This window comes from Kitasatospora sp. NPDC048545 (assembly GCF_040651155.1).
Lineage (GTDB): Bacteria > Actinomycetota > Actinomycetes > Streptomycetales > Streptomycetaceae > Kitasatospora.
In genome coordinates this window covers 63,692-88,431 of sequence record NZ_JBEZIQ010000015.1, presented here as the reverse complement: position 1 = coordinate 88,431, position 24,740 = coordinate 63,692, and the positions used below count along the sequence as shown (strand labels likewise).

Sequence of the window (24,740 nt, the reverse complement as noted above, 5' to 3'; positions counted from 1 at the left end):
GATGGAACGTGCGGGCCCGACCGCCGACCGGGCCCGGGCATTTCCCGCCCGTGCGCCTGATCAGTCGGTTTCGGCAATTCCGCCGGTCGAATCCGCATTCGGGCAGGAACGCCGCGCCTGCGACCCCGCCCCGAGGCGTCCGCGCCGGTGGGGGCGGTCGCGCCATGGCCGACTCACGTGGCCCGCAGCGGATTCATCGACCCGATGCGGAGCGGCGGACCGGCCGCCGACCTGACGCGGTCTGCACAACCCCGGCATTCTGTCGGCGAGTTCACCTTCCGCACGGACCGGGGCCACAGCTCGCGATCCGTGTGGACCGACGGCCCCTTCGTGCACGGCAGTTCGAATGACGGACCGTCATGTCCGTTGTCGCACATCCTGTTTCGGGACACCGCGATCGAGAGTCCGTGCGAACCCCGACACACCGTCGGGGCTGCTCCGGCCTTGCCGTCCGTCCGACAGGCCGCTAGCTTGTCCGGATCCGCATCCCCGCCGGGACGAGCAAGCGCCTCGAATTTCCCGGGGCCGCGGCGGGACCCAGCAGTGCGTACAGGAAAGAACATGAGCGAGCAGACGGGGTGCTTGACCGGAATGAGTTCATTTCCATGGCAATGACGGAAACACCTGGCACGGGCCGCGGCATGTACGTGGGGATCCTGGGATTGGACGGATCCGGTAAGACCACCGTCGCACACGGCTTGACGGATCGGCTGACGGAGCACGGATACGAGTCCGAGTTCGTACGGTGGCGGGACATCGCCGCCGAACTCGACCGCGTCGACTTTCCGCACCTCACCTTGCGCCAACTCCTGGTCGAGACCTGGCGAACGCGCTACGGCGGGGCGACCGACGAATCCTCGCTCCGTGTGCAGCACGGTCCGCGGCTGTACGAGGACTTCACGCTCGCCAAACTCGAACAGGCCGGCTCCGCCTATCCGGTCGACGTCCGCCGCTCCGGCGTGCTGGCGTCCGCACTGCTCGAATTCGTCGCCGACATGTTGATCCAGGCGGAGTTCTTCAACGCCAGCGTGGCCCGCGGCCGGATAGTCGTCACGGACAGCTACGGCTACAAGAACATCATCAAGGTCCTGCGGGTCGCCAACGAGATTCCCAGCGACGACATCTCCAAGGACCTCATCGCCCGGGTGTCCGACTTCATCTCCGACGCCTACTCCAGCCACTTCATGCAACCCGACATCGGCGTCTTCCTGAGGGTCAGCCCGGAGGAGTGCTACAAGCGCGTCACCGCGCAGCGCGGCGGCGTCGGGCCGGTCGAGGACATGGGATTCGCGGGTCGCACGGGCCGGTCCTCGTTCCTCGAACTGCAGAGCGCGCTCCTGGCGGAGTACGAGCAGATGGCCGCCGACTGGGGCTGGCACGTCCTCGACGTCGACGGCGCCACTCCTGCGGAAGTCCTCGATGCCGTCAACGACATCGTGGTCGCCGACGTGCGGGCGGCGCGACGCGCGGACGGGCCTCCTCCGGCCGGCGTGTAGGTCCCGGGGAGGCGCAACCACTGTCCATGTGTACCTGTCGCGGGGGGCGAACACACCGATGACCGAACCGGATGCGCGGTCCCGGGACGTAATGGAGCAGGTCCCCGAGGGCGTGCGCGACGCACTGGGACTGCGGCGGGCCCGCGAACTCACCGGCGGCGGCACGCCCGCGCGGGTGTACCGGTGCGAGGACGGGGACGGGGACGCGGTCGTCGTCAAGGTCCTGCGCGCCGGGGCCGGGGCGGTGGACGGCCACGACCTGGGCTCCTTCCTCCGCAAGCCCGCGCAGATCGCCCGGATCCACCGGGAGCTCCCGGCCCTCTCGCCGTACTACGTCCCGCTCGTCGGGCACTGGCAGGGGCCCGACTGGGGCGCCTACGCGATGCCCTGGATCGACGGCGCCTCCCCCGTCACGCTGCTGCGCGACGGGGACCCCGGCCGGCGGCGGTTCCTGGCGGCGCTGCGGTCGGTGTTCGGGATCCTCGGGACGCACGGCTACTCGGCGAGCTCCGTGCCCGCCCCTCCCGGCCACGGCCTCGGCACCCACGCGGGCCGGCTGGCCCGCCGACTCCCCCTGCTGACCGAGCACTTGGGCCCGCTGCCCGACGGGACGGGCCTGCGGGTGAACGGACGGCCGGTGCCGTCCGCCCACGAGCTGCTCCGCCGGACCGCCGCCCGGGAGGACGTGCTCGCCGCGCTCCAGCCGCCCCGGCTGTACTTCCCGGTGCACGGGGACCTCAACTTGGGCAATCTCATGCTGCGCGCCACCGATGCGCCCGGGAGCGGGCACGGCCTCGACCCCGACCCCGACCGGCAGTTCACCGTGGTGGACCCGCGCGGCATCGACGAGCACTGGGACCCGGTGTACGACGCCGCGAAGGCGCTGTTCAGTCTGACGCTGTTCGACGCCGCGATGACCGGCGGGTTCGAGATCGGCCGGGACGCCACCGGCGGCTACGACGTGCGGCTGCGCCGCCCGGTGCCGGCCCACAGCGTCGCCGCCGCGGAGGTGCCCGCCACCCTGGCGACCGTCGGGTTCTTCCGACGGCTCGGCCACGGCGACCCGCTGTGGCTCCGGAGGCTGCTGTACGCCCACGCCTTCCACGTCCTGGCCGAGGCGGCCTGCCGACTCTCGGACCGGACGGTCCGCACCTTCCCCGGGGCGACCGGTCCGGCCGCCCGCCGCGAACTCGCCCTGGGACTCCACCTCAGTGGGCTCCTGCTGCTCGACGACCTGCTGTCCGGGCCCGCCGAACCCGAGGCCGATCCCGCCGCGCACCTGGCCTGCCTGGCCACCGTCCACGGGCCGGCCACGGCCTGCCCGCTCCCGGGCTGACCGCCCCTCCTCCGTGCCACGGGCCGCGTGGATGCTGCGGCCGGACCGCCACCACCGGCACCACGGCACCGCTGCCATGCCGACACCACGGCACCGCTGCCACTCCGGCACCACCGCCGTACCGGCACCACCACCGCTTCGACGTCCTGGCCGCCCGACACCGGCGAGGTTCGTGCACAACACACCGACCGATGCTGCTCGCCGCACGTTCGAGCACGACGACAGGAGACTTCCCGTGGACCGGACCGTCAAGCGCCTGGAGGAACGGCGCCTCGCAGACTTCTTCGGCAAGGGCGAGGGGGGCGGCCCGGACGTCCGCTTCGCGGACCCGGCCGCCGTGGCCGCGGCGGTCGCCGCCGGGGCCGACCGGGAGCTCTACTCCGCGGCACGCGACGTGCTCCCCTCCCGGGTGGTGCCCGCCCCCGAGGGGCAGGACGGCCCGGTGGCCGGCGCCACCCTGTGGTCCGCCGACCTCGTCATCTACCAGGACGGCACACTGCCCGGCGGTGAGCCCTTCCGCTCGACCGGGCACTGGAACCCCGCCGACCAGCTGGAGATCTTCCAGGTGCTCAGCGGCCGCGTGCTCATGCTGTGCAGCATGCTCGACGAGTCCGGCGACGAGTCGTACGTGTACTTCCAGGAGTGCCGGGCCGGGGACCTCGCCGTGGTCCCGTTCGGCGCCTGGCACCTGACCTATGTGCTCGACGGCCCGGCGATGGTGGTCAACACCTACTCCGGTCCGGCCGGCGCCCGCACCCCCGGGACGGCCACCGGCGCCGGCCACACTCCGGCGGCGAAGTACCGCTCGCGGCGCGGCCCGGCCGAGATCACGGTCACCCGGTCCGGGACGGGGTTCGCCATCGACCTGTCCGCGACGTGGCGTCGGGCGTGCGGTGACCCGGTGCGGGTGTCGTGCCCGGCGTGGCTCCAGAAGTACGTTCCGCCGAGCGGGCTGCTCACCGACCTGCACGTGTCCGCAACGGACGCCGACCTGGAAGCCCTGCTCGCCTCGGCGCGCGCCTCCTCCGGTGCGGACCTGACGGAAGCCGCCGAGCTGTGGTCGTGAGTCCGGTCCGGTGCCCGCGGCGGGGCCCCCTGGCCCCGGGCCGGCGCCCGCACCGGTACGAGTCCGCCCCCGGCCGCCGGAGGGAGGACGCATGACCGCCGTCGCCGTCTGCGGACTCGGCCTGATGGGGCTCCCGGTCGCGACCCGGCTGGCGGCGTCGGGGTTCTCGGTCAGCGTGTGGGACCGCACGCCCGCCAGGGCCGCCGCCCTCGCCGGCACCGGGGTGACCGTCGCGCCGTCCCCCGCGGCCGCCGCCGCGGGGGCCCGGGCGGCACTCGTGCTGGTGAGCGACTTCGACGCCGTGCGCGCGGTGGTCGGCGGGCCTGAGGGCGTCGCGGCGGGCCGGCCGCAGGTGATCGCGCAGATGTCGACGATCGCGCCGCACGAGACGCTCGCCCTGGCCGCGGACCTGCCCGCGGACGTGCGGCTGCTCGACGCACCGGTGACCGGCAGCGTCCCGCAGGCGAGCGCCGGCGACCTGCGGATCCTGACCGGTGGCGACGACGCGGCGCACGCCGCCGCCGGTCCGGTCCTGGAGGCGCTGGGGACGGTCGTGCGCTGCGGCCCGCTGGGCGCGGCGTCGGCGCTCAAGTGCGTCCTGAACACCTGCGTCGCGCCCATGGTGGCGCTGCTGGCCGAGGGGCTGGCCCTGGCGGACAGGCTGGACCTCGACCAGGGCCTGCTGCTCGACGAACTGGAGCGCACCCGGGTCGGCCCGCTGGTCACCCGCAAACGGGCCATGATCGAGAGCGGCGAGTTCCCCGCGGACTCGCGGCTGAAGCTCTTCGCCAAGGACATGGGGGTCGCGGAGGCCACGGCCGCCGCCTGCGGCGCGCAGCTGCGGCTGGCACACCAGGCCCGGCTGCTGGCCGAGGAGGCCGTCGCCGCGGGGCTTGGCGAGCTGGACTACTCCGTGCTGGCGGGCTACCTGCGCGACCGGCCGGCGCCGTGAGCCCAGCGGGCGGCTGAGGGGCCGCCCGGCCCCCTGCCCACCTGCCCGTCCCCCTCCTGGCCGTCCGCCGTCCGCCGGGTGCCGTCCGCCGGGCGCCGCTGCAACGCTGCCGTGCTGCGCCACCGCAACGCCGCGCCGCCCGGCGGACAGGTCCTCAGGCCCTCCGCCGGTCCCGGCCCGGCGGCGGACCGTCCGGCCCATCGTGGCCGGCTTCCGTACGGACCGCGGTCACCGCGACGGTGGTGTAGGTCATGGCGAAGCGGCCGCCCATCGCGTCGATGGCGCCCCCGACGGCGTCCAGCACGCGCGTCAGCGCGTCCGGCGAGAGCTCGGCGAGGGCGGTCTGGGTCGGGACCACGGCGAGCCACTCGTCCCGCGAGTAGATCCGCTCCCAGTCGAACCGCCACTGCTCGGGTTCGCCGAACGCGCCCGTCCGCCGGATCCCGTCCGCGAACGCCTCGAACATCGGCTGGTAGAGCTCCATGGCGGTCCGTCGGCGACCGTCCGGGCCGTACGCGGAGGCGGGCGCGAACCGCCGGTACGCCGCGGCGGAGCGGGTGGTCCAGGCCGGCAGCGTCGTCCCGCCGGTGGCTTCGGCCAGCTCGGGCGGGACGTGGGACGAGTGGTGGAACGGCGCGAGCACACCGCCCGGCCTCAGCACCTGCGCAGCCCTGGCCGCTCCGGCCACCGGGTCCACCCAGTGCCAGGCCGTCCCGGCGACGACCGCGTCGAACCTCCGGCGCGCCAGCGCCCAGTCCTCGAACGTCGAGACCTCGACCTCGACGCCGGTGCTGCGGGCGTACTCCGCCATCCGCGCGTCGGGGTCGACGCCGAGCACGGTGCACCCGGCGGCCCGGAACTGTCGCGCCTCGATGCCGGTGCCGCAGCCGGCATTCACCACGTCGCGCCCCGGCATGGCGGCGACGAGGCGGGAGATCATCGCGTCCGGGTAGGCGGGCCGCGACCGGTCGTAGAGGGCTGCGTCGCCGCTGAAGTACGCGAAGGCCTTCCCCTCCCGCACGGGGTCGGGAACGGGTGACGTCATGGTGGGGTCCTCCTGGCGGTCAGCGCCCCGGCGAGCGGGGGCGGTCACGGGGCTCGGCGGTGGGTGCGGTCCAGTAGGTCGCGGCCCGCCGCTTGCGGCGCCGCGAGAGCGGGTCGTGGAGGAGCCGGCTCGCCAGCCCGAGGGGGGTGGCGATCAGGAAGTAGACGACGGTGAGCATCTCTCGTGACCTCCGCGGCGGATGCGGTCGGCGGGACGGGCGGCAGGCGGGACGGGCGGCCGCCGGGACGGGTCAGTCCAGGGGGATGTCCGCACGCCAGTCGCCCTCCTCGGACCATGGGGGCTGCTCGTCCTTGTGCAGCAGGAAGCTCCCCATCGCGAGCAGGTCGATGTCCGTGCGCATGAAGCAGGTGTAGGCGTCGTGCGGCGAGTTCACGATCGGCTCGCCGCGGACGTTGAACGACGTGTTGACCAGCACCGGGCAGCCGGTGCGCGCCTTGAAGGCGCTCAGCAGCCGGTGGTAGGCGGGGTTGCCTTCCGGGGTGACCGTCTGGACGCGCGCGGAGCAGTCGACGTGCGTGACGGCGGGGATCGTGGAGCGCCGCACCCGCAGCAGGTCGATGCCGCTCGCGCCGGTCTCGGTCACCGGGAGCCGCCGGGCCGCCGCCACCGGCGCCACCACCAGCATGTACGGGCTCTCCTGCCGCAGGTCGAAGTAGTCCTCGACGTCCGTGGCCAGCACGGACGGCGCGAACGGGCGGAACGACTCACGGAACTTGATCTTGAGGTTCATCGCGGACTGCATCGCGGGGTCGCGCGGATCGCCCAGGATGGAACGGGCGCCCAGGGCCCGGGGGCCGAACTCCATCCGGCCCTGGAACCAGCCGACGACCTTGCCCCCGGCCAGGGCCGCCGCGACCTCCTCGGCCAGGACGGCCGGCTCCAGCCGGCGGTGCGCGATGCCGTGGCTCCGCAGGTACTCGCCGATCCGCGCGTCGTCGAAGGCCGGGCCCAGCAACGAGCCGGACATCGCGTCCCGTCCGCTGCCGACGTGACCGCGCACCGCTCCCCGCTCCGTCGCCACCGCCAGCGCCGCGCCCAGCGCCCCGCCCGCGTCGCCGGCGGCGGGCTGGATCCACACCTCGTCGAAGATCCCGCTCCTGACGATCTTCCCGTTGGCGACACAGTTCAGCGCGACACCGCCGGCCAGGCAGAGCGTGGACTCCCCGGTGCGCTCCCGCGCGGTGCGCGCCAGCCGGAGCATCACGTCCTCGGTGACGCTCTGGACGGACGCCGCCAGGTCGAACTCGCGCTGGGTGAGCGGCCCCTCGGGCGTGCGCCGCGGGCCGCCGAAGAGCTTCTCGAACGCCCGGCCGGTCATCACCTGCCCCCGCAGGTACGCGAAGTACCGCATGTCGAGGCGGAACGACCCGTCCGGCTTGACGTCGATCAGCCGCTCCCGCATCAGGTCCGCGTACCGGGGCTCGCCGTACGGGGCCAGGCCCATCAGCTTGTACTCGCCGGAATCGACCTTGAAACCGCAGAAGTACGTCAGGGCGGAGTACAGCAGCCCCAGCGAGTGCGGGAACCGGATCTCGGCCAGCGGCGTGAGCGCGGTGTCGCGGCCGTGCCACAGCGTGGTGGTGGCCCACTCGCCCACGCCGTCCACGCACAGCACCGCGGCCGACCGGTACGGGCTCGGGAAGAACGCCGAGGCCGCGTGGGACTCGTGGTGACGCCGGGCCACGATGTCCGGCACCCTCCCCCTGCCCAGCGACTCCAGTCCGCGCCGGACCGCCGCGAGCGTCCGGAGCTTGCCGTCCGGCCCCAGCCAGCCCGGCAGCGTCTCGCGGAAGGAGGCGAGACCGGTGGGCGCGGCGCCGACCAGCGTGGCCAGCACCCTGCGGAACTTCAGCCGCGGGTCCTCGTAGTAGGCGACCGCGGAGACGTCCCCGAAGGACGCCCCCAGCTCGTCGAGGCAGTAGCGGACCGCCTCGGTCGGGAACGCGGGATCGTGCCGCTTCCGGCTGAACCGCTCCTCCTGCGCCGCCGCGACGGGGACCCCGTCGCGCACGAGCGCCGCCGCGCTGTCGTGGTAGAAGCCCGAGATCCCGAGAATCAGCTCAGACACCGGTGTGCTCCTCCGTCTGCGGCGCCACCGCGCCGGAACTCCGCCACCGGCTCCCCGCGAGCCGGCCGCGCCGGGCGGCCCGGCGGGCCAGGAACCCGCCGGGCGGGTTGAGCGAGCGGTAACCGGCCCGCACCCGCTCCCAGGCCTCCGCCCGGCTGCCCGGCCCCGGACGGTCCGGCAGGCCCGCCATGAAGGCGTCGACGGCGTCGGCCGCCCAGGCGGAATGCCCGGTGGCGACGTTGTCGATGGTGTTGTGGACGTCCACGAAACGGGTGCTGAAGCCGTACGCCCGCAATGCCATGCCCGCCCGGCGGTAGCTGCCACCCACCCCGGACAGCTCCATGGCCAGGTTGAGGCCGAGCACCTCGGGCAGGAAGGTGCACGGAAAGCGCCCGATGCACAGCCAGTAGACGGGCAGTTCGAACGACGCGTCCCGGAAGCCCGGCCAGCGCGCGAACTCCGGCGACGCCGTGGGCGGCAGCTCGACGTCCATCTCCTTCAGGACCTGGCGGTAGATCAGGGGGTGGTTCAACGCGGCCTCGCCGTTGCCGAGTTCGTCCCAGTACGTCGCGAAGAGCGAGTGGCCGACGTCCGACGACGCCAACGCGTGGTCGGTGAACCCCTGCAGCCAGCTCCCGTCGATCAGGGTGAGCGGAGCCGTCTGCACGGCGTCCTCCACCACCGCCTCGCGCGACGGCAGCGGGGCGTCCGCGCCCTCCTCGAACTGCGCTCCGTGCCGGTCGTGCTGCGCCAGCAGCCAGGGCCGCAGACCGTCGGCCGTCCACCGCCCGGGGAGCGGCACCGACCGGGCGTCCATCCGGTGACGGGCCCGGGCCAGCCACCCCCGGACGTACCGCAGGCACCAGTCGTCGAGGTCAGGACCGCCGGTGCGCACCATGAGCGCGTGGTACGCCTCGCGCAGGTCGCGCGGGCCGCCGCCGGAGGGGGCCCCGGCATCCAGCAGGCGCGGCAGGTCGGGCAGGTCGGGCAGGTCCGCCGGGCGCCGTACGGGACGCGCCGGCATGCCGGCGCCGGGGGCGGGCACGGCGGTGTTCCCGGGGGCGGGCCCGGCCAGCGCGTCGACCCACCGGCCGATGACGAGCAGGTCGTCCGGCGAGAAGACCCGGAACATCGGGCCGTGCTCGCCGACCAGGTCCGTCACCAGGGGACTGGCACCGGAACGCCCGGGCTTCACCAGCCGGCTGCGCGCCAGGACGTCGAGGAACGGCCCCGGGTCGTCCCGGCAGTCCTTCAACCACTCGGACAGCGACCGGCCTTCGAGGAGGACCTGATGGTGGTAGACCGAACCCTCCCGGGCGCGAAGCCGCATCAGCTCGGCCATCGCGAATCGGGGATCGAGCGACGCGCGCAACTCCTCGTACAGCGCCTCGACCTGGCCGGCCACCGTGGCCAGCGCCCAGCCGAATCCGGCCCGCACCCGGGACGCCGGGTCCGGACCGGCCTGCACCAGGGCGTCCGCGACGGCACGGCACCGCTCGACCGGCGAAAGAGCGCCCTCCCCGGCGCCCGACGGGTCGCCGTCGCCGGCGCCCGGGTGGCCGCCGGCGCCCGCGTAGTCGATCGCCGCCCAGTCGGCCTGCAGCTCCGCCCTGGCGAGGGCGAGCGGCGGCGGGAACCCCACGGCACGCAGGCACAGGTCCGCCCCGACGAGCTCCTCGCGGAACTCGTCCGGCCGCCGGCTCATCAGGAGCAGCAGGGCCGGCAGACGGAACGCCGCGTCCGCGATCCGCCGGTCACCGGCGACGCGCGCGTACGGCACGGCGTTCTCCGAGACCCGCAACTGCCGTAGCAGGGAGAGGTAGGCGCTGCTCCTGGCGGCACCGGGATGGCCGACGCCGACATCGGAGGCGTGGAGCGCGAGGATCCGCAGGGACAGCGGCGCGTCCGCGGTCCCGGGGGCGGTCAGCCACTGGAGCCAGGCCCCCGCGGCGAGGCCGAGCGGGGCCCAGCCGAGCACCGCCCGGCGTACGAGGAGCCGACGGGTGTCACCGTCCGTGCCGCCGCCCACCGCCCGGAACCGCTCCGCCGCGGCGGACGACCACGCGGCCGCCGTCCGGACCAGGTCGTCGAGCGGCCGGCCCGTGCCGGTGGACGCCCGGAGCAGGCCGTCGAGCGGCGGGCCGTCACCGGTGGACGCCCGGAGCAGCTCCGCGCGGAGCACCCCGATCAACTCGCCGCCCGGGACGGCCACTTCCGGATCGGCCGCGCGGACGTAGAGCCTCCGGAAGACGGAGGCGGCGCCGCTGCCTGTCGTGCCGTCGTGCATGGGCGCTCCCTGGTCGTGGACTCGGCACACCTGTCGAGAGGGGGCACACACGGTCAGAACATCGGGTAGATCGATGCGTCCTCCTTCCGACGGGCGCGCTTCCCGCGCCGGAGGAGCTTGTCGATGATCTTGCGGAGGAAAGTCATGCCGTCCCCGTCCGGGTGGGCGCGCATCGCGCGTTCGTGGAAACTGCGGCCTGGGTCCTGTCCGGCTGATCTCGGCCCGGCGAAATCGGCCGGACAGGGCCTAATCGAGTTCGAGTGCTTCGGCCGTGATCCTGGCGACGACGTCGTGGCCCGCGTCGTTGTAGTGCACGCGGTCGACGAAGAGCCAGTCGTCCTGGGAGGTCGCCGCGGCGACGACCGGGTTCAGGTCGAAGAACCGGACTCCCCGCTTCTCGCAGCCGGCCCGGAGGACCGCGGCGAAGGCCTGCGAGACCTCCGTCGTCGCGACGTCCCCGTAGAGCTCCTCCCACACGCCCCGCTGGTAGATCCGGTCCCGTTCTTCGAAGAGGACCTCCTCCTCCGGTGTGGAGGTCCGGCGCATCCACCGCGACATCGGCTGCAGCACGTAGGAGATGCGGGTCCCGGGCCCGGCCATGCGCTGCCACACGTCGAGCTGGCGCAGTGTCGTCTCCGCGGCGGAGGCGATCACCGTGTCGACGTCACGGCGCACGTCGTCGAAGGTCGCGATCGCGGCGCTGGCGGCGGGCTTCGCCCGGCGGCCGAACCGCTTCACCGGCCCGCGGTTCTGCTCGCGCAGCTCCTCCATCTTCTCGAAGTACTCGCCGCAGAAGAAGAAGGCGCCGTGCTCCCCCTGCTGCCACTCGGGCAGGCGGGCGAGCATCATCGCGTTGACCCCCGAGAAGACGACGACCTCGCTGACGTCCCCCAGCAGGTGCCGGTTGAGCGTGAAGAGCAGGGCCTCCTGGGTCGGGTTGAAGCAGTGGCCGGCGAAGTTGAGCCACGGTCGGGCCGGGGCGTAGCGGCTCCACAGCAGGGAGGCCAGCGTGCCGGCGTCGCTGGTGGCGCCGACCCCGAGCGCGGTCGAACCGCCGGTGAGGATCCGCACCGGCCCCGCCGGGACGTGCCCCGCGGCGGACGCCCTCGTCCCGTCCGGTCCCGTGCTGATCCGGAAGCCGGCCCGGTCGGTGTTGACCGTCGGCGAGGAGAAGTCGGTCCGTCCGAAGTACATGAGGTGGGGCAGGTAGCGCCGTTGGCCGGCGTCGTTGAACTCGTCGTAGTCCCGCATCTGCGGGGTCAGTCGGTAGCGTTCGAGTTGCGCGGACACGCGTTTGCCCTCCCGCTCATCGCGATGTCGGTGCCGGTGCCGGGGCCGGGGCCACTGCGGGTGCCGGTGCCGGTGCCGGGGTCTCGTTGCGGACCGTCCAGGGCCCGCGGGCCGGCCAGGACGCGGGGCCGAAGGCGTCCGCGCCGTGCCGCTCGATCAGGGCGGGCGGCACCAGCGAGGTGTAGTCGCCGCCGCTGCTCATCACGGCTTCGTTGTCGGTCGGCTTGTAGTAGTTCATCGGGTGCGAATCCGCCCCGAAGTCGCCGAGCATCCGGCGCAGGCGCGGCGAGAGGCCGTCGAGCACCTCGCGCGGCTGCGCGTCGTAGTCGTGCGGCCGGTGCCACAGGTGCCCGAAGCGCAGGATGAGGCTCTTGCGCGGCGCGCGGACGTTGCAGTCGACGGCGTGCCACAGCGAGTACGGGAACAGCAGCACGTCACCGGGCTCCGCGCGCACGGTCAGCGCCCCGGGGACGCCACCCGCGCGCTGCTGCCGGTTCAGCTCCTCGATGTCGGCGGACGTGGGCGCCGGCCAGGTGTGGCTGCCCGGGATCAACAGGAAGTTGCCGGACCTGGGTTCGGACACCTCGGTCAGGAAGACCTGCGCCTTGGCCTGCAGACTGCGCCGCGTGTGGTCGATCCTCACGTCGTACATCGCGGGACCGCCGTCGATGTGCCAGGGCTCGTGGGGCGCCCGGCCGAGGTCGCGGTAGAAGACCTCCGAGCCCAGCACCTGCAGCCCCGGGCCGAGCAGCGAGACCATCGGCCCGATCAGCCGCGGATGGTCGAGGAAGTAGGCCACCTCGCGCCGCTGGGCCACCGCGTTCCGGACCCGCACCAGGTCCTTGCGGCTGCCTTCGTCGAAGTAACTGGCGTGGTACGGGACCGAATCCTCCCCGGCGGTCAGGGAACGCACCGCGCGGTCGACGATCTCCAGCCCGAACTCGATCTCCGCCTCGTTGAACAGTCCGCGCAGATGGAGGTAGCCCTGAGTCGCGTACTGCGAGAGTTCCTCGTCGCCGAGGCCGCGCCAGTCGCTGACGATTTCGCCCATGATGCACTCCCTTCAGACTCCGCTTGTCCCGTCGGAAAGCTGTTCTTCCGTCTGCCCCCTCGGACCGCCGCGACTTGCCGCACAGTGCGTCAAAGGCCGTCCGGTTCACCCGCGCGGAAGTCGGCGCACGTTCCTCGTCATCCGGTGCCCGTTCCGGATCGGAGAATCAGACGCTATGGCCACGACAAGGGATCAAGCTATAAGGAACAATCAATGCGACCGAAAGTCGACGGTCTAGACCTCTACTGCTCCGCCGCAGGTGGGCGGCCCACCGCACCGCCCTCCACGGGTGGACGCCGCGCGTTCCGGCCGGGCACCGTCGCTCCCGCCGTTCACGGCGGCGTCCGGCCGGCCGCATTCCCCGTCGATCACCGTGCGGCGCGCCGGCGGGCGGAGAACGCGCCGCGGCCGCAGGTCACGACACCACGGCCGCCCGGCGGCGACCGGCGCCCGACCGAGCGCCGCATGCGGCCGCCCCGCCGCCGGAGCGCCCAAGAGATCCCCCGGCCGGGCGGCGGCCACCCACCCGGCGATCCGGACCCCGATCCACGGTGGGGGCATTCGCCCGATCACACTCCCCCCACCGCCGGGAGTTCCCGCGGACACCCCGGGGCCCCACCGGAGTTGTTTTCCGGTCACCTGTGCCCGGCGGGTCCACTCGTGGAACACCGGTCACTGTGATGACCGACCCGAAAACCCAAAGACGGAGAATCCGGACGATCGAGCCGATCTGTGCCCACCCGCGCACGAACCCGTCGACGGCCCCGAAATCCTCGATTTCCCCGGTGCGCGCATTCCGGGAGAACGCGTCGGACCCGGCCACGAGCCCGCGGGTGCCGCCCGCCGCGGGCCCGGAACCGCTTCACGGACCGCCGCACCCGACAGGCCGAGGTGGGTGCCCGACGGCGCGGTCCGTCCGCTCCGCCTCCGCGGGTGCCGCCCCTGACACGACGGTGGCACCCCGAATGCCGCAGCTCGGCACCTGAGTTCAGGGTGCCGGCGGCGGTGTGACCGGACGGCGGTCGTGGCCGGGAAGGGTGGGGGCCGTGTGGAGGTCCACCGTCCGGCGGACCTGTGGGGGGAGCCAGTCGGCCGTCGACAGGGGGTCCTGGGCCAGCCGGTCGAGGACGTCGGCGGCGGTCGGGCGGCGGTCGGGTTCAGGGGCCAGGCAGTCGAGGACCACGCCTGCCAGGTGGCGCGGCAGGACGGCGAGGGCCGACTCCGGCGTCTCGCCGTGCCGCAGCTGCGCCACCCCGGCGGCGTGGCAGAGCACCCGGCCGAAGGCGTAGAGGTCCGCGGCGGGCTGGACGGGCGCACCGGTCAGCTGCTCCGGCGCGACGAATCCCGGTGTGCCCAGCAGCAGGTGGGCCGGGGTGAGCCGGGTGGCTTCGAGGGTGCGGGCGATGCCGAAGTCGATGACCCGGGGGCCGTCGGCCGCGACGATGATGTTGCCGGGCTTCAGGTCGCGGTGGACGATGCCGGCCCGGTGGATGCCCTCCAGCGCCTCGGCGACACCGAGGGCGAGCGCGAGCACGGTCGGCGCGGGCAGCGCCCCGTGCCGCTGCAGGACCTGGTGCAGCGACGGCCCGGGGATGTACTCGGTGGCCAGCCAGGGCGGATCGCCGTGCGGGTCGGCGTCCACGACCAGGGCGGTGTGGAAGCCGCCCACCTTGCGGGCGGCCTCGACCTCGCTCGCGAAGCGCCGTTTGAAGAGGGGGTCGGCCGCCAGCTCGGCCTTGATGACCTTCACGGCCACGGACCGCCCGCCGGGGCTGAGCGCCCGGTAGACCGTCCCCATGCCGCCCTCGCCGAGCCTCGCGACCAGCCGGTAGCGGCCGACCCGGCCGAGCAGCGGCAGCTCCGGGGACGCACGCGGATCCGGCGGCTCGGGCAGGGGTGAGGGCGACGGGACGGGGGCGGAAGCGGGGGCGGGCGGAGCGGGTTCGGGCGAGGGGGCGGCAGGCGGCGGCACGGGTGAAGGCTCGGGCCGCGGCGGTACGGACGGCCGGTGTCCGGCGGGTCGTCCCGTGCCGCCTCCGACGGCGGCGCGGAACGTCGCCATGTCCCGTCCGGCCTTGAGCGCCAGGGCCCGGCCGTCACCCTCGGCGCGGACCAGGGCCTCCTCCTTCTCCGCTTCGGCGCGCAGGATCGCTGCCTGCCGGCCCGCCTCGGCGGTCAGGATCGCGGCGCGCTTGTCCCGGTCGGCGCTCGACCAGCGGCGGATCGAGGTGAGGAGGTAGGACGGCGGTTCGACCGTCGTCAGTTCGGCCCGGTGGACCTCGACGCCCCACTGCCCGCCGGCGGTCTCGGCCAGTACCCGGTGCAGTGCGGCGGTGATCCGCTCGGGCGCGTCCAGGACCTGCACCAGGTCCAGGGCGGCGACGGTGTTCCGCAGGGTGCTGGCCGCCAACGCCCTCATGGCGTAGGCGTGGTCGGCGACCTGGTAGGTCGCGGCCAGTGGGTCCGTCACCCGGTAGTGGAGGACGGCGGTGAGGTCGACCGTCACGCGGTCCGCGGTGATCAGCCGCTCCGGCCCGACCGGCAACTGCTGCTCCCGCAGGTCGACCCGGGCGCGGACGGTGTCGACGAAGGGCACCAGGAGGACGACCCGGCCGCGGGCCGTCCGGTGGTAGAAGCCGAACCGTTGCACGATCCCGACGTGGTGCTGCGGGACCGACCCGATCGCCCGGCTCAGCACGACAACGACCACGACGAGGACCAGGACGGCCGACGACACGAGGACGACGAGTTCCACGGACGGAGTCTCCCAGATCGGGGACACTCCCGAGTAGGCGTTCGGCGAAAGGAGTTGGGGACGGACGCCGCACCCCGGGGACGGCCTCCCGACGGGTGCGGTGCACGGAACGGTCCCACCCCGCGCCGGGCCGGGGCCGGCGGGTCCGGCAGGCTGTCCGGGTCGGGGCCGGGCGTGGCGCGTCCGCCGGACGAAGGGGTGACGAAGCGGTGACGAAGGGGTCGGGGACGGTGGCCGGATCGGCGGGGTGGCGGGTGCCGCCCCTGGACCCGCAGGTGAGGGCGGCGGTGGCGGCGGCCGGCGCGGGGGCGCGGGAGGTGCTCGCCCCGGAGGGCTTGGCCGCGTGGCAGCGGCGGGACGCCGCCGCCCGGCCGCGTCCGACGCTCGACCGGCTGCGCGACGGCGGCCGGTTCGAGGTGGCGCAGTGGCGCGTGCCGCGGGCCGACGGCAGCGATGTCACGCTCGTCAGCGGGCGGCCCGCCGGGGTCCGCGGGGCGCTGCCGCTGCTGTACTACGTGCACGGCGGCGGGATGGTGACGGGCAACGCGTGGTCCGTCCTGCCGCGGCTGCTGCGTTCGTGGGCGCTGCCGCTGGGGTTGGCGGTGGTGTCCGTCGAGTACCGGCTGGCGCCGGGCACCCGCTTCCCGGGGGCGCTGGAGGACTGCTACGCCGGACTGGCCTGGGCGGCCGGGCACGCGGACGAGCTGGGCGTGGACGCGCGGCGCCTGGTCCTCGGCGGCAAGAGCGCGGGCGGTGGGCTGGCCGCCGCCCTGGCCCTGCTGGCCCGCGACCGAGACGGTCCGGCGCCGACGGGCCAGCTGCTGCTGAGCCCGATGCTCGACGACCGCGGCGAGACCTTCTCCAGCCACCAGATGGCCGGCCACGACACCTGGGACCGCGCCTCCAACGCGACCGCCTGGCGGGCCGTGCTGGGCGAGCGGTACGGCACCGCCGACGTCCCGCCGTACGCCGCCCCGGCCCGCGCCACCGACCTGTCGGGGCTGCCCGCGGCGTACGTCGACGTCGGGTCCGCAGAGACGTTCCGGGACGAGGCCGTCGCCTACGCCGACGCGATCTGGCGGGCGGGCGGCGAGGCCGAGTTGCACGTGTGGCCCGGCGCCTGCCACGGCTTCGACACCCTCGCCCCGCAGGCCGCCCTCAGCCGGGACGCCCACGCCGCCCGCACCGCCTGGCTGCGGCGCGTCCTGGGACCGTGAGGCGGAACCGCACCGGCGGGAGCGCCGGGGCCGCGGGGGCTGCGGGGCCCGTCACGGCGTCGGTGCCCGCGCCCCCACCCGTGCCGGCCCCGCGCCCGCGCCCGCGCCGGACGTCGCCGCATCCGGGGGACCCCTTCGGAGACGGCGGTGACCGTCGGCGTGGGGCCGAGGAGGAGCGGTCGGGGCATCGCATAGTCGGAAGGCCGATGACACCTTCCGATCATGAGACGAGACGATGATGCGTCTGCCCCGTGGACCGGTCCTCGCGACGGCCGTCACGCTGCTCCTCGCCCCCGCGGGCTGCGGCTCCCCGACCGCGCCACCGCCGGCGGACGACCGCAGCCCCACCGTCGCCGCCGCTGCCGCCGCCACCGCGTCCCCGACCGGGCGGCGGGCGTTCACCCTGGTCGCGACCGGCGACGTGCTGCCGCACACCGAGATCATCCGGCAGGCCGCGGAGGACGCCGGCGGCACCGGGTACGACTTCCGCCCGATGTTCGCCGACGTCAAACCGCTGATCAGTGGCGCGGACCTCGCCATCTGCCACATGGAGACCGTCTACGGCGCCGACGGCGGACCGTTCACCGGCTACCCCGCGTTCAAGTCACCGCCGCAGGTCGCCGCCGCCCTCAAGGACGCCGGCTACACCGCCTGCGACACCGCCTCCAACCACACCCTGGACGACGGCCCCGACGGCATCCGGCGCACGCTCGACGCCATGGACGCCGTGGGCCTCGCGCACACCGGCTCCGCGCGCGACGAGGCCGAGGCCGGGAAGCCCGCGCTGCTGCGGGCCGGCGGCGCGACCGTGGCACACCTCGCCTACACCTACGGCACCAACGGGATCCCGCTGCCGGCGGGGCGGCCCTGGGCGGTGAACCTGATCGACCGGGACCGGATCCTCGCCGACGCCCGCGCCGCCCGGGCGGACGGTGCGGACCTCGTGGTGGTGAGCGTGCACTGGGGCACCGAGTGGCAGGACGCGCCCAACGACCAACAGCTGACCCTGGCCCGCGAACTGGCTGCCGGTCAGGGCGGGGGCCGGCCCGACGTCGATCTGATCCTCGGCACGCACGCCCACATCCCGCAGGCCTACGAGCGGATCAACGACACCTGGACGGTGTACGGCCTCGGCGACCAGCTCGCCGGCCACATGTTCACCTACGACGGCGCCGAGGATCCGCGCGGCAACTGGAGCTCGATCGCGCGGTTCACCTTCGCCCCGCCGGCGGCCCGGGGGCAGCGGTGGACGGTCGCCAAGGCCGAGTTCGTCCCGCAGGCGACGGACCTCGGCCCGCCCTACCGCGTCCTCGACCTGCGCGGGGCCGTCCGCCGCGACCCCGGCCGGGCCGACTACGCCCGGGCCGTGGAGCACATCCGCTCGACGGTGCTCAGCCGGGGCGCCGCCGCGGCGGGGCTGACCATGGCGCCCTGAACCCACCGGCGGTGTGCGGGTCCAGGCCCTCACGTCCGGACGTACCGGGAGTCCGCGAGGGCCCGCGCCCGTGGTCAGCGGGTGACGCTCCAGACCAGGCTGTGGGTCAGGGCCGGGGTCAGCGCCGGGTCGACGACGGCCGAGGTGGGGTCGTTCGCGACGGCCTTGAGTTCGTGGGCCTCGGGCTTGGGGCCGGTGGGGCCGAGGTCGGTGACGGCGATCGTCTTGCGGTCGCGCAGGGCCGTCACCTCCTTGCCGTCGAGGTACCACCGCAGCTTGGTGCCGGAGACCGGGAGCTCGACGGTGAGGCGGTCGGTCGCGGCCAGTCGGGTGGTGACCGGCGTGGCGCTGGTGAGCGTGGAGGCGTGCCGGTAGAAGCCGGCGATCATCGCCTCCCGGCCGGGGAGGTTGAACTCCCGTCCGAGGGAGCGCATCACGGAGTTGTCGGTCGGCCGGTTGAGGCCGGACGGGTAGTTGCCGGCGCCCTGGTAGACGCCGACGGTACCGCCGTCGGGCGAGGTCTTCCCGAGCCAGCGGTACCACTTGGCCTTGTCCTTGCGCATCCGGTCGGCGCTCAGGGTGCTGATGTTGGGCTGCGGGGGCTCCGCGCCCCGGTAGGGCTCCTGGCCCTCCGCGACGTACTCGTCCGCGAGCTTGCCCAGCGAGTGGCCGGTCTCGTGCACGGCTATCTGGCCGGACGCGCCGTTGCCGCCCGCCACGGTGGCGATGCCCTCGTACCCCAGCGGCGACTGGGTGCTGCCGTAGCCGGCGCCACCGTACTTGGCGGTGTTGGCGACGACGATCACGAGGTCGGCCTGCGGGGCCTTGGCGGCGTAGGTGTCGACGGCCTTGATGTCGACGCACAGCAGCCGCTCGATGGAGTTGCACCAGAAGTGCGAGCCGAGCGCGGTCTTGCGGACGGTGTCCTGCTTCGGGTCCCCGGAGACGCCCGACTGCGCGGAGACGGCGCCCACGGCCCACACGTTGAACAGCTTGCGGTAGGTGGCGTAGGGCTCGACCGCGCTGATGTCCTTCCACTTCGCGGCCGCGTCCTTGCGGAACTTGTCCTGCTCCGAGGCCGTGTAGCCGTCGCCGATCATGACGACGTCCAGCTTGCCGTCCGTGCTCCCGTTGTTGACGATCTTCGTGACGGCACCGTCGGGGGTGGCAGCGGCCGCGTTCATCACCGGCTCGGCGACGAAGGGGGACGCCGCGGGGACCGTGGCCCGGCTGATGGCGCCGTCCTCGGCGAAGACCTCGACGTCCTGGTCACCCGGGGCGGAGGCGACGGCGGCCGGGTCGGCCGTGACCGCGACCGGGTCGAGCGGGGCGGCGGCCGGGTCGAGCGGGGCGGCGGCCGCCGGGCCGACACCGACGACGAGCGCCGCCAGCGCCGTGGCGCCGGCCAGGACGACCGAGGTGAACCTGCTGGTACGCAAGGGGTTTCTCCGAATCGACGGGCAGCGGGAACGGCGACGAGCCGTACGGGACACTGCCGGGCGTTCCGGGCCGCGATCCACGGCGGCCACGGCCAACGCCCCTTCGCCCGGTCACCGTTGACCGATCGACACCGCATCCGGTCCGTCACCTCACCGGTGGATACGGCGGATCCTCCGTGAACGGTTCAACCGGGCCGCCGCCACCCCGCCGACGCCGCCCGTGCGGGGCCGGTGGACCGTCCACCGCGGACTGGCCCTACGGTGGGCGCCATGACGAACTCGGGGAACCCGGACAGCGACAAGACCGACGTCCGGATCAGCATCTTCGGTGGCAACCGCCTCGCGGGCCACGAGATCCACAGCCGTACCGTGACCGCCTCGCTCATCGGCGGCGCCGACATCGACCTGACCGACGTGGACCTCCCCGACGGGGCCGAGCTGCGGATCACCAAGCTCAGCCTGATCGGTGGGGTGAAGCTGCGGGTCCGCCCGGAGGTGCGGGTGGTGGTCGGCGGCATCCGTCTCGGCGGGGTCAGCGACGACGGGCCGGACCGCCCCGGCGGCCCGACCGTCCACGTCGCCGCCTGGGGACTGCTCGGCGGCGTCAGCGTGCTCCGCGGCTGACACCCGCCCGGCCCGAGGCGGACGCCCCACGGCGCCGGCACCCCCGCACTCCGACGCCCCGACGCCCCCGCCACGACGCCCCGGCCACGCTCAGCGGTGGCGCGGCTCCGACGGGTCGACGCGAACCGGCCCCGGGGTGCCGGGGGGCATGGCGTCCCAGGCGTGCAGGGCGGCGAGGGCGGCGGTGCGTTCGGACGCCGTCGGCCGGGCGTCCTCCTCGGTGAGCAGGTAGTCGGCGACCGGGGTGAGCAGCACGGCGGCGGCTCCGCACGGGAGCAGCACGGCCTCGTCCCACTCGTGCCGGGTGACGGTGCGGCGCAGCAGGGTGCCACGGCGCGGCCGGAGCGGGCGGGCGGTGTTCCGGCGCCGCTGCAGTTCGGGGGCCACCTCGGCCTCCAGGACGGTGCGCACGCCCGCCAGGGGGCCCAGCGGCACGTGTTCGGCGGCGAGGTCGAGCAGGGCGACGGTCTCCGGGGCGAGCCGGTAGGCGGCGACCACGGCGGCGGTCTCGACGGGTTCGAAGGGCTGTCCGGCCAGTTGGGCGACGTCGAGCACGTCACCCGGGTGGAAGGCGCGGCCGAGGCCCTCCTCGGCGAGGGCGATCAGGCACTCGACGTGGTCGTCGGCGGCCAGGTAGGGGCGGACCGGGACGGTCTCCAGGTCACCGGTGAGCGCGGCGGTGCCGAGCCGCACCTGGTACCAGGGGTCGAGCAGCGGGTCCTCGGCGGGCCAGCGCAGGGTGACGACGGTGTGGCGGGGGCGCTCGCCGACCAGGGTGACCTCGACGGTCTCCACCGGGTGGTCGGTGACGAGCCGGTTGACCGCCTGCCACAGCGCGGCCTCGGTGGGACTGACGAGGGTGAGTTCGCCCAGCGGCCGGGGCAGGTCGGCCGGGTAGTAGCCGGCCAGCGGGAGGTCGCGGACCGGGCGGACCCCGGTGGCGTCGGTGAGGTCGGCGGCGAGCCGGGCGTAGCGCTCGGAGCGGTCGCGGGCGCGCCGGAGTTCGGCCCGGGCGTGCTCGCCCATCCGGACGTCCTCGCGGGCGAGTGCGGCGAGCACCAGGTACGGGAGGTGGCGGACGCCGCGGGCGCGTTGGAGCAGTTCGACCGGTCCGGTGTCCGGGTCGACGTCGAGCAGCCGGTGGAGCAGGTCGGTGTTCACGGGCGTCCGCCTCCGAGAGCTGTGGTGGTCGCCGGGCAAGCGGTCCGGCGGCCGGGTGTGTGGCGGGCCCGGCGGGTGGTGCCGGGCCGTCGGCAGGGGAGCCACACCGATGATTGTGGTGACGGTCGATCAACACGGGATCACCACCGGGTCGACGTTCTCTCGACAGCTGCCGGGGTGCCGTGGGTTGATAGGGGCTCATCAATCGGGGGGAAGCACGTGCGCGGGCGGGGGCGAGCACATGAGGCGGGCAGGTGCAGGAATGGGTGATTTCCGGTTCTCGGTGCTGGGACTGATGCGGGCACAGCGTGGCACCACCGTACTGAAGGTCGGAAGTCCACAGCAGCAGGCGATGCTGGCGGTGTTGCTGCTGCGTCCGGGGCACGGTGCGAGTGCCACGGACCTGATCGACGCCCTCTGGGGTGAGGAGCCGCCGGGCACCGCGATGACGACGGTGCGGACCTACGCCTGGCGGTGGCGCAAGGTCCTCCACGGTGAGGAGCCGGACGCGCCGACCGTGCTGACGTCGTTCGGGGACGGCTACCGGCTGGTGGTACCCAAGCACGCCGTGGACGCGGCGCAGGCCGAGGAGTTGGCGGCACAGGCCGAGCGTACGGCGGCGGCCGGGCAGTCGCAGCAGGCGCGCGACCTGCTGAACCAGGCGCTGGACCTGTGGCAGGGCGAGCCGCTGGCCGGCATCCCCGGGCCGTTCGCGCAGCGCCAGCGGCAGCGGCTGCAGGAGTTGCGGCTGACCCTGCTGGAGGAGCGGATCGAACTGGACCTGGCGTTGGGCCGGTTCTCGCGGTGCATCCCGGAGTTGACCTCGCTGACCACCGAGCACCCGCTGCACGAGCGGGCGTACGGTCTGCTGATGCGCGCGCTGTACCAGGCCGGGCGGCAGGCGGACGCCCTGGCGGTCTTCCGGGGTGTCCGCCAGCTGTTCCTGGCCGAGCTGGGGGTGGAGCCGGGGGCCGAGCTGGACCTGCTGCACCGGCGGATCCTGGAGGGCGACCCGGCGCTCGCCGCCCCGGCGCCGGCCGCTCCGGTCGTCGTCGCGGTGCCCGCCGTCCTCCCGGCCGTCCCGGCGGAGCCGGCCGCGGCCGAGCCCGCGCCGCAGGACGCGCCGGTCGAGCCGGCCGCGGCGGCGCCGCCCAGACCGGCTCAGCTCCCGCCGGACGCCGCCGACTTCACCGGCCGTACGGTCCTGGTCGGACGGCTCGGAGCGGCCCTGGGCACCCCGGGGCAGCAGGCGCTGGTGATCGCGACCGTGGTCGGGATGGGCGGGGTCGGGAAGACCGCGCTGGCCCTGCACGTCGCCCACCGCATCCGGGAGACCTACCCCGACGGGCAGCTCTACGTCGACCTGCGGGGTGCCGACCCCGCCCCGGCCGATCCGGAGGCGGTGCTCTGCGGCTTCCTGCTGGCGCTCGGGGTGCCGGCCGACGCGGTGCCGGAGGGGCTGGACGCCCGTTCGGCGCTGTTCCGCTCGGTGGTGGACGGCCGGCGGCTGCTGCTGGTGCTCGACAACGTCCACGACACCGCGCAGATCCGGCCCCTGCTGCCGGGCGCGGTGGGCTGCGCCGTACTCACCACCAGCCGTACCCGTCTGTCCGGCCTGCCGGCGACCGTCCAGACCGACCTCGACGTCTTCGAACCCGAGGAGGCGCTGGAACTCCTCGGCCGCACCATCGGCGCCGAACGGCTGGCCGCCGAGTCGCAGGCCGCCCGGGACCTGCTGCAGGTCTGCGGCCACCTGCCGCTCGCGGTGCGGATCGTGGCCGCCCGGCTGGCCGCCCGGCCGAGCTGGACGGTGCAGACGCTGGGCCGCCGGCTCGCGGTCGAACGGCGGCGGATCGACGAGCTGCGGATCGGCGACCTGGCGGTGGAGGCCGCCTTCGAGCTGAGCTACCGCCAGTTGACGCCCGCCCAGGCCCGGGCCTTCCGGCTGGCCGCCTCGGTGGACGGCCCGGACATCGGCCTGGCCGCCGCGGCCGCGCTGCTGGACCTGGACGAGTACGACGCCGAGGACCTGCTGGAGGCCCTGGTGGACGTGGCGATGATGGAGTCGCCCTTCCCCGGCCGCTACCGCTACCACGACCTGCTGCGTGCCTTCGCCCGGCGCAGGCCGGACGAACCCGGCGTGGCCGTCGAGGCCCGGGACCGGCTGCTGGACCACCTGCTGGCCACCGCGTGCACCGCCTTCCAGCACGCCGTCCCCGGGGATCCGGCGGCCGGTGCGCTGGGGCCCGCCCGCAGTGCCGGGGTGGAGCTGGCCGGCCCGGACGGGGCCCGGGCCTGGGCCGAGGCGGAGGGCGCCGGGGCGATCGCGCTGGCCGCCCAGGTCGCCGCCTGGACGGTGGCCGAGGCCCCCTCCCCCGCCGGTTCCGATGGCCCGGGCGGCCCGCCGGATCCGCTGGGGGCCGCGATCGACCTGCTGATCGCGCTCACCCCGTTCGCCCTCGCCCCGCCCGACCGCAAGCTCGCCACCACCGCCGAGGCCCTGGCCGCCGCCGCCACCCACCGCGCCGACCACCGGGCAGCCGGTCGTGCGCACTTCCTGCGGGGCAACGTCGCGCTGGCCGCGACCCGGCTGGAGGAGGCCGAGGCGGCCGCCCGGCTGGCCGTGGCCGCCTCCCGTTCGGCGGGGGACACGGTGATCCTGCGTCAGGCGCTCAACGACCTCGGTCTGGTCTGCCAGTTCCTCAGCCGCTACGACGAGGCCGTGGAACTGTACGACGAGGCCCTGTTGCTGGCCCGCCGGCTCGGCCACCGCTCGGGCGAGCTGGTGACGACGGTGAACTCGGCGCTGGCCCGGGTCCGCAGCGGCCGGGCCGCCGAGGCGGTGGCGATCTGCCACGGGGCGCTGGCCGAACTGCGCACCCGCAACGACGATCCCGGCCGGGCGTACACGCTGTACGTGCTGGGGCTGGCGCTGCACGGGCTGGAGCGGCACGAGGAGGCGGTCACCTGGTTCGGGGAGTGCCTGGCGGTGGCCACCGCGGCCGGTCTGCAGGCCCGGGCCGGGCACGCCCGCTACCGGTTGGCGGACAGTCTGCGGTCGCTGGGCCGTACCGAGGAGGCGCTGGAGCACGCCGGGCAGGCGCTGGCGCTGTGCGAGGAGCTGGGGGCCGAGCGGGACCACGGGCAGGCGCTGGTGGTGCTGGGCCGGACGCTGGCGGACCTCGGGCGGGAGGCCGAGGCGCGGGACCGGTGGCGGGAGGCCCACGCAGTCTTCGTCCGCCTGGGGCTGCCGGACGCGCAGGAGGTGGCGGGGCTGCTCGCCCGGGGCCGGGACGGCGTCCCGTCGGCGCGGGACGGGCGGCTGGAGGACCGGCTGGAGGACCAGCGGGAGGCTGCCACCCTGCCGCTGACCGGCCGGTGCTGAGCGGGTGCCGACTTCGCGGCGAGCGCTACCGGGTACTACCGGGTACTACTGGACACCGCCGAGTACCGCTGCGTACCGAGTGCTGCTGAGTACTGCTGACCCACAAGTAAGT

17 protein-coding genes are annotated in these 24,740 nt (G+C 74.6%); 8 read left to right on the top strand and 9 right to left on the bottom strand.

All coding sequences use genetic code 11. The features are described 5' to 3' along the window. Window positions 1-698: 698 nt before the first annotated feature. From AB0D10_RS16780 to AB0D10_RS16765, 4 genes are all read left to right on the top strand, one after another. Window positions 699-1,496: a hypothetical protein gene (locus tag AB0D10_RS16780; protein ID WP_360256536.1), complete on the top strand. Its 798-nt coding sequence runs from the start codon at window positions 699-701 to the stop codon at window positions 1,494-1,496. Window positions 1,497-1,587: 91 nt separating this feature from the next. Continuing rightward, complete coding sequence (locus AB0D10_RS16775; protein WP_360256534.1) at window positions 1,588-2,832, top strand: phosphotransferase; 1,245 nt, start codon at window positions 1,588-1,590, stop codon at window positions 2,830-2,832. 235 nt (window positions 2,833-3,067) lie between these two features. Further along, on the top strand, window positions 3,068-3,898 hold the full coding sequence (locus AB0D10_RS16770) for a hypothetical protein (protein WP_360256532.1): 831 nt from the start codon (window positions 3,068-3,070) through the stop codon (window positions 3,896-3,898). 91 nt (window positions 3,899-3,989) lie between these two features. After that, window positions 3,990-4,850, top strand: a complete 861-nt coding sequence (locus AB0D10_RS16765; RefSeq protein WP_360256530.1) for an NAD(P)-binding domain-containing protein — start codon at window positions 3,990-3,992, stop codon at window positions 4,848-4,850. 154 nt (window positions 4,851-5,004) lie between these two features. Here AB0D10_RS16765 and AB0D10_RS16760 read toward each other — a convergent pair whose 3' ends face one another. From AB0D10_RS16760 to AB0D10_RS16730, 7 genes are all read right to left on the bottom strand, one after another. Continuing rightward, a complete protein-coding gene (locus AB0D10_RS16760) occupies window positions 5,005-5,895 on the bottom strand; it encodes a class I SAM-dependent methyltransferase (RefSeq protein ID WP_360256527.1) in 891 nt (296 codons plus the stop codon). Window positions 5,896-5,914: 19 nt separating this feature from the next. Further along, the gene (locus AB0D10_RS16755) at window positions 5,915-6,073 is read right to left on the bottom strand and encodes a hypothetical protein (RefSeq protein ID WP_360256524.1); all 159 of its coding nucleotides are present in this window, start codon (window positions 6,071-6,073) and stop codon (window positions 5,915-5,917) included. A gap of 72 nt (window positions 6,074-6,145) precedes the next feature. Continuing rightward, window positions 6,146-7,984, bottom strand: a complete 1,839-nt coding sequence (locus AB0D10_RS16750) for a carbamoyltransferase (protein ID WP_360256522.1) — start codon at window positions 7,982-7,984, stop codon at window positions 6,146-6,148. After that, complete coding sequence (locus tag AB0D10_RS16745; protein WP_360256520.1) at window positions 7,977-10,271, bottom strand: iron-containing redox enzyme family protein; 2,295 nt, start codon at window positions 10,269-10,271, stop codon at window positions 7,977-7,979. The genes AB0D10_RS16750 and AB0D10_RS16745 overlap by 8 nt, the downstream gene beginning before the upstream one ends. Before the next feature lie 246 nt (window positions 10,272-10,517). Then, the gene (locus AB0D10_RS16740; RefSeq protein ID WP_360256518.1) at window positions 10,518-11,561 is read right to left on the bottom strand and encodes an SGNH/GDSL hydrolase family protein; all 1,044 of its coding nucleotides are present in this window, start codon (window positions 11,559-11,561) and stop codon (window positions 10,518-10,520) included. Between the two features lie 16 nt (window positions 11,562-11,577). After that, window positions 11,578-12,612: a phytanoyl-CoA dioxygenase family protein gene (locus AB0D10_RS16735; RefSeq protein WP_360256515.1), complete on the bottom strand. Its 1,035-nt coding sequence runs from the start codon at window positions 12,610-12,612 to the stop codon at window positions 11,578-11,580. A 988-nt stretch (window positions 12,613-13,600) separates the two neighbouring features. Then, window positions 13,601-15,367, bottom strand: a complete 1,767-nt coding sequence (locus AB0D10_RS16730) for an SPFH domain-containing protein (RefSeq protein WP_360256513.1) — start codon at window positions 15,365-15,367, stop codon at window positions 13,601-13,603. A 209-nt stretch (window positions 15,368-15,576) separates the two neighbouring features. On the opposite strand from AB0D10_RS16730, the gene AB0D10_RS16725 reads away from it, so the two are divergent. Further along, window positions 15,577-16,584, top strand: a complete 1,008-nt coding sequence (locus AB0D10_RS16725) for an alpha/beta hydrolase fold domain-containing protein (protein ID WP_360256511.1) — start codon at window positions 15,577-15,579, stop codon at window positions 16,582-16,584. Window positions 16,585-16,819: 235 nt separating this feature from the next. Beyond that, window positions 16,820-18,019 (top strand): CapA family protein, encoded by a 1,200-nt coding sequence (locus AB0D10_RS16720; RefSeq protein ID WP_360256508.1) that lies wholly within the window; start codon window positions 16,820-16,822, stop codon window positions 18,017-18,019. 74 nt (window positions 18,020-18,093) lie between these two features. Here the strand turns inward: AB0D10_RS16720 and AB0D10_RS16715 are convergent, their stop codons facing one another. Continuing rightward, a complete protein-coding gene (locus tag AB0D10_RS16715) occupies window positions 18,094-19,458 on the bottom strand; it encodes a M64 family metallopeptidase (RefSeq protein ID WP_360256505.1) in 1,365 nt (454 codons plus the stop codon). A 270-nt stretch (window positions 19,459-19,728) separates the two neighbouring features. On the opposite strand from AB0D10_RS16715, the gene AB0D10_RS16710 reads away from it, so the two are divergent. Next, window positions 19,729-20,082, top strand: coding sequence for a hypothetical protein (locus AB0D10_RS16710; protein WP_360256503.1), 354 nt, complete (start codon window positions 19,729-19,731; stop codon window positions 20,080-20,082). Between the two features lie 90 nt (window positions 20,083-20,172). Here the strand turns inward: AB0D10_RS16710 and AB0D10_RS16705 are convergent, their stop codons facing one another. After that, window positions 20,173-21,243: a hypothetical protein gene (locus AB0D10_RS16705; RefSeq protein ID WP_360256500.1), complete on the bottom strand. Its 1,071-nt coding sequence runs from the start codon at window positions 21,241-21,243 to the stop codon at window positions 20,173-20,175. A 262-nt stretch (window positions 21,244-21,505) separates the two neighbouring features. Between AB0D10_RS16705 and AB0D10_RS16700 the strand changes: the two genes are divergently transcribed. After that, window positions 21,506-24,628, top strand: a complete 3,123-nt coding sequence (locus AB0D10_RS16700; protein WP_360256498.1) for a BTAD domain-containing putative transcriptional regulator — start codon at window positions 21,506-21,508, stop codon at window positions 24,626-24,628. Window positions 24,629-24,740: the final 112 nt, after the last annotated feature.

Bases quoted from the DNA above. Each gene is read 5' to 3' on its own strand.
- AB0D10_RS16775 (WP_360256534.1), top strand. From the start codon at position 1,588: ATGGAGCAGGTCCCCGAGGGCGTGCGCGACGCACTGGGACTGCGGCGG.
- AB0D10_RS16765 (WP_360256530.1), top strand. From the start codon at position 3,990: ATGACCGCCGTCGCCGTCTGCGGACTCGGCCTGATGGGGCTCCCGGTC.
- AB0D10_RS16760 (WP_360256527.1), bottom strand. From the start codon at position 5,895: ATGACGTCACCCGTTCCCGACCCCGTGCGGGAGGGGAAGGCCTTCGCG.
- AB0D10_RS16755 (WP_360256524.1), bottom strand. From the start codon at position 6,073: ATGCTCACCGTCGTCTACTTCCTGATCGCCACCCCCCTCGGGCTGGCG.
- AB0D10_RS16745 (WP_360256520.1), bottom strand. From the start codon at position 10,271: ATGCACGACGGCACGACAGGCAGCGGCGCCGCCTCCGTCTTCCGGAGG.
- AB0D10_RS16735 (WP_360256515.1), bottom strand. From the start codon at position 12,612: ATGGGCGAAATCGTCAGCGACTGGCGCGGCCTCGGCGACGAGGAACTC.
- AB0D10_RS16720 (WP_360256508.1), top strand. From the start codon at position 16,820: ATGATGCGTCTGCCCCGTGGACCGGTCCTCGCGACGGCCGTCACGCTG.
- AB0D10_RS16710 (WP_360256503.1), top strand. From the start codon at position 19,729: ATGACGAACTCGGGGAACCCGGACAGCGACAAGACCGACGTCCGGATC.
- AB0D10_RS16700 (WP_360256498.1), top strand. From the start codon at position 21,506: ATGGGTGATTTCCGGTTCTCGGTGCTGGGACTGATGCGGGCACAGCGT.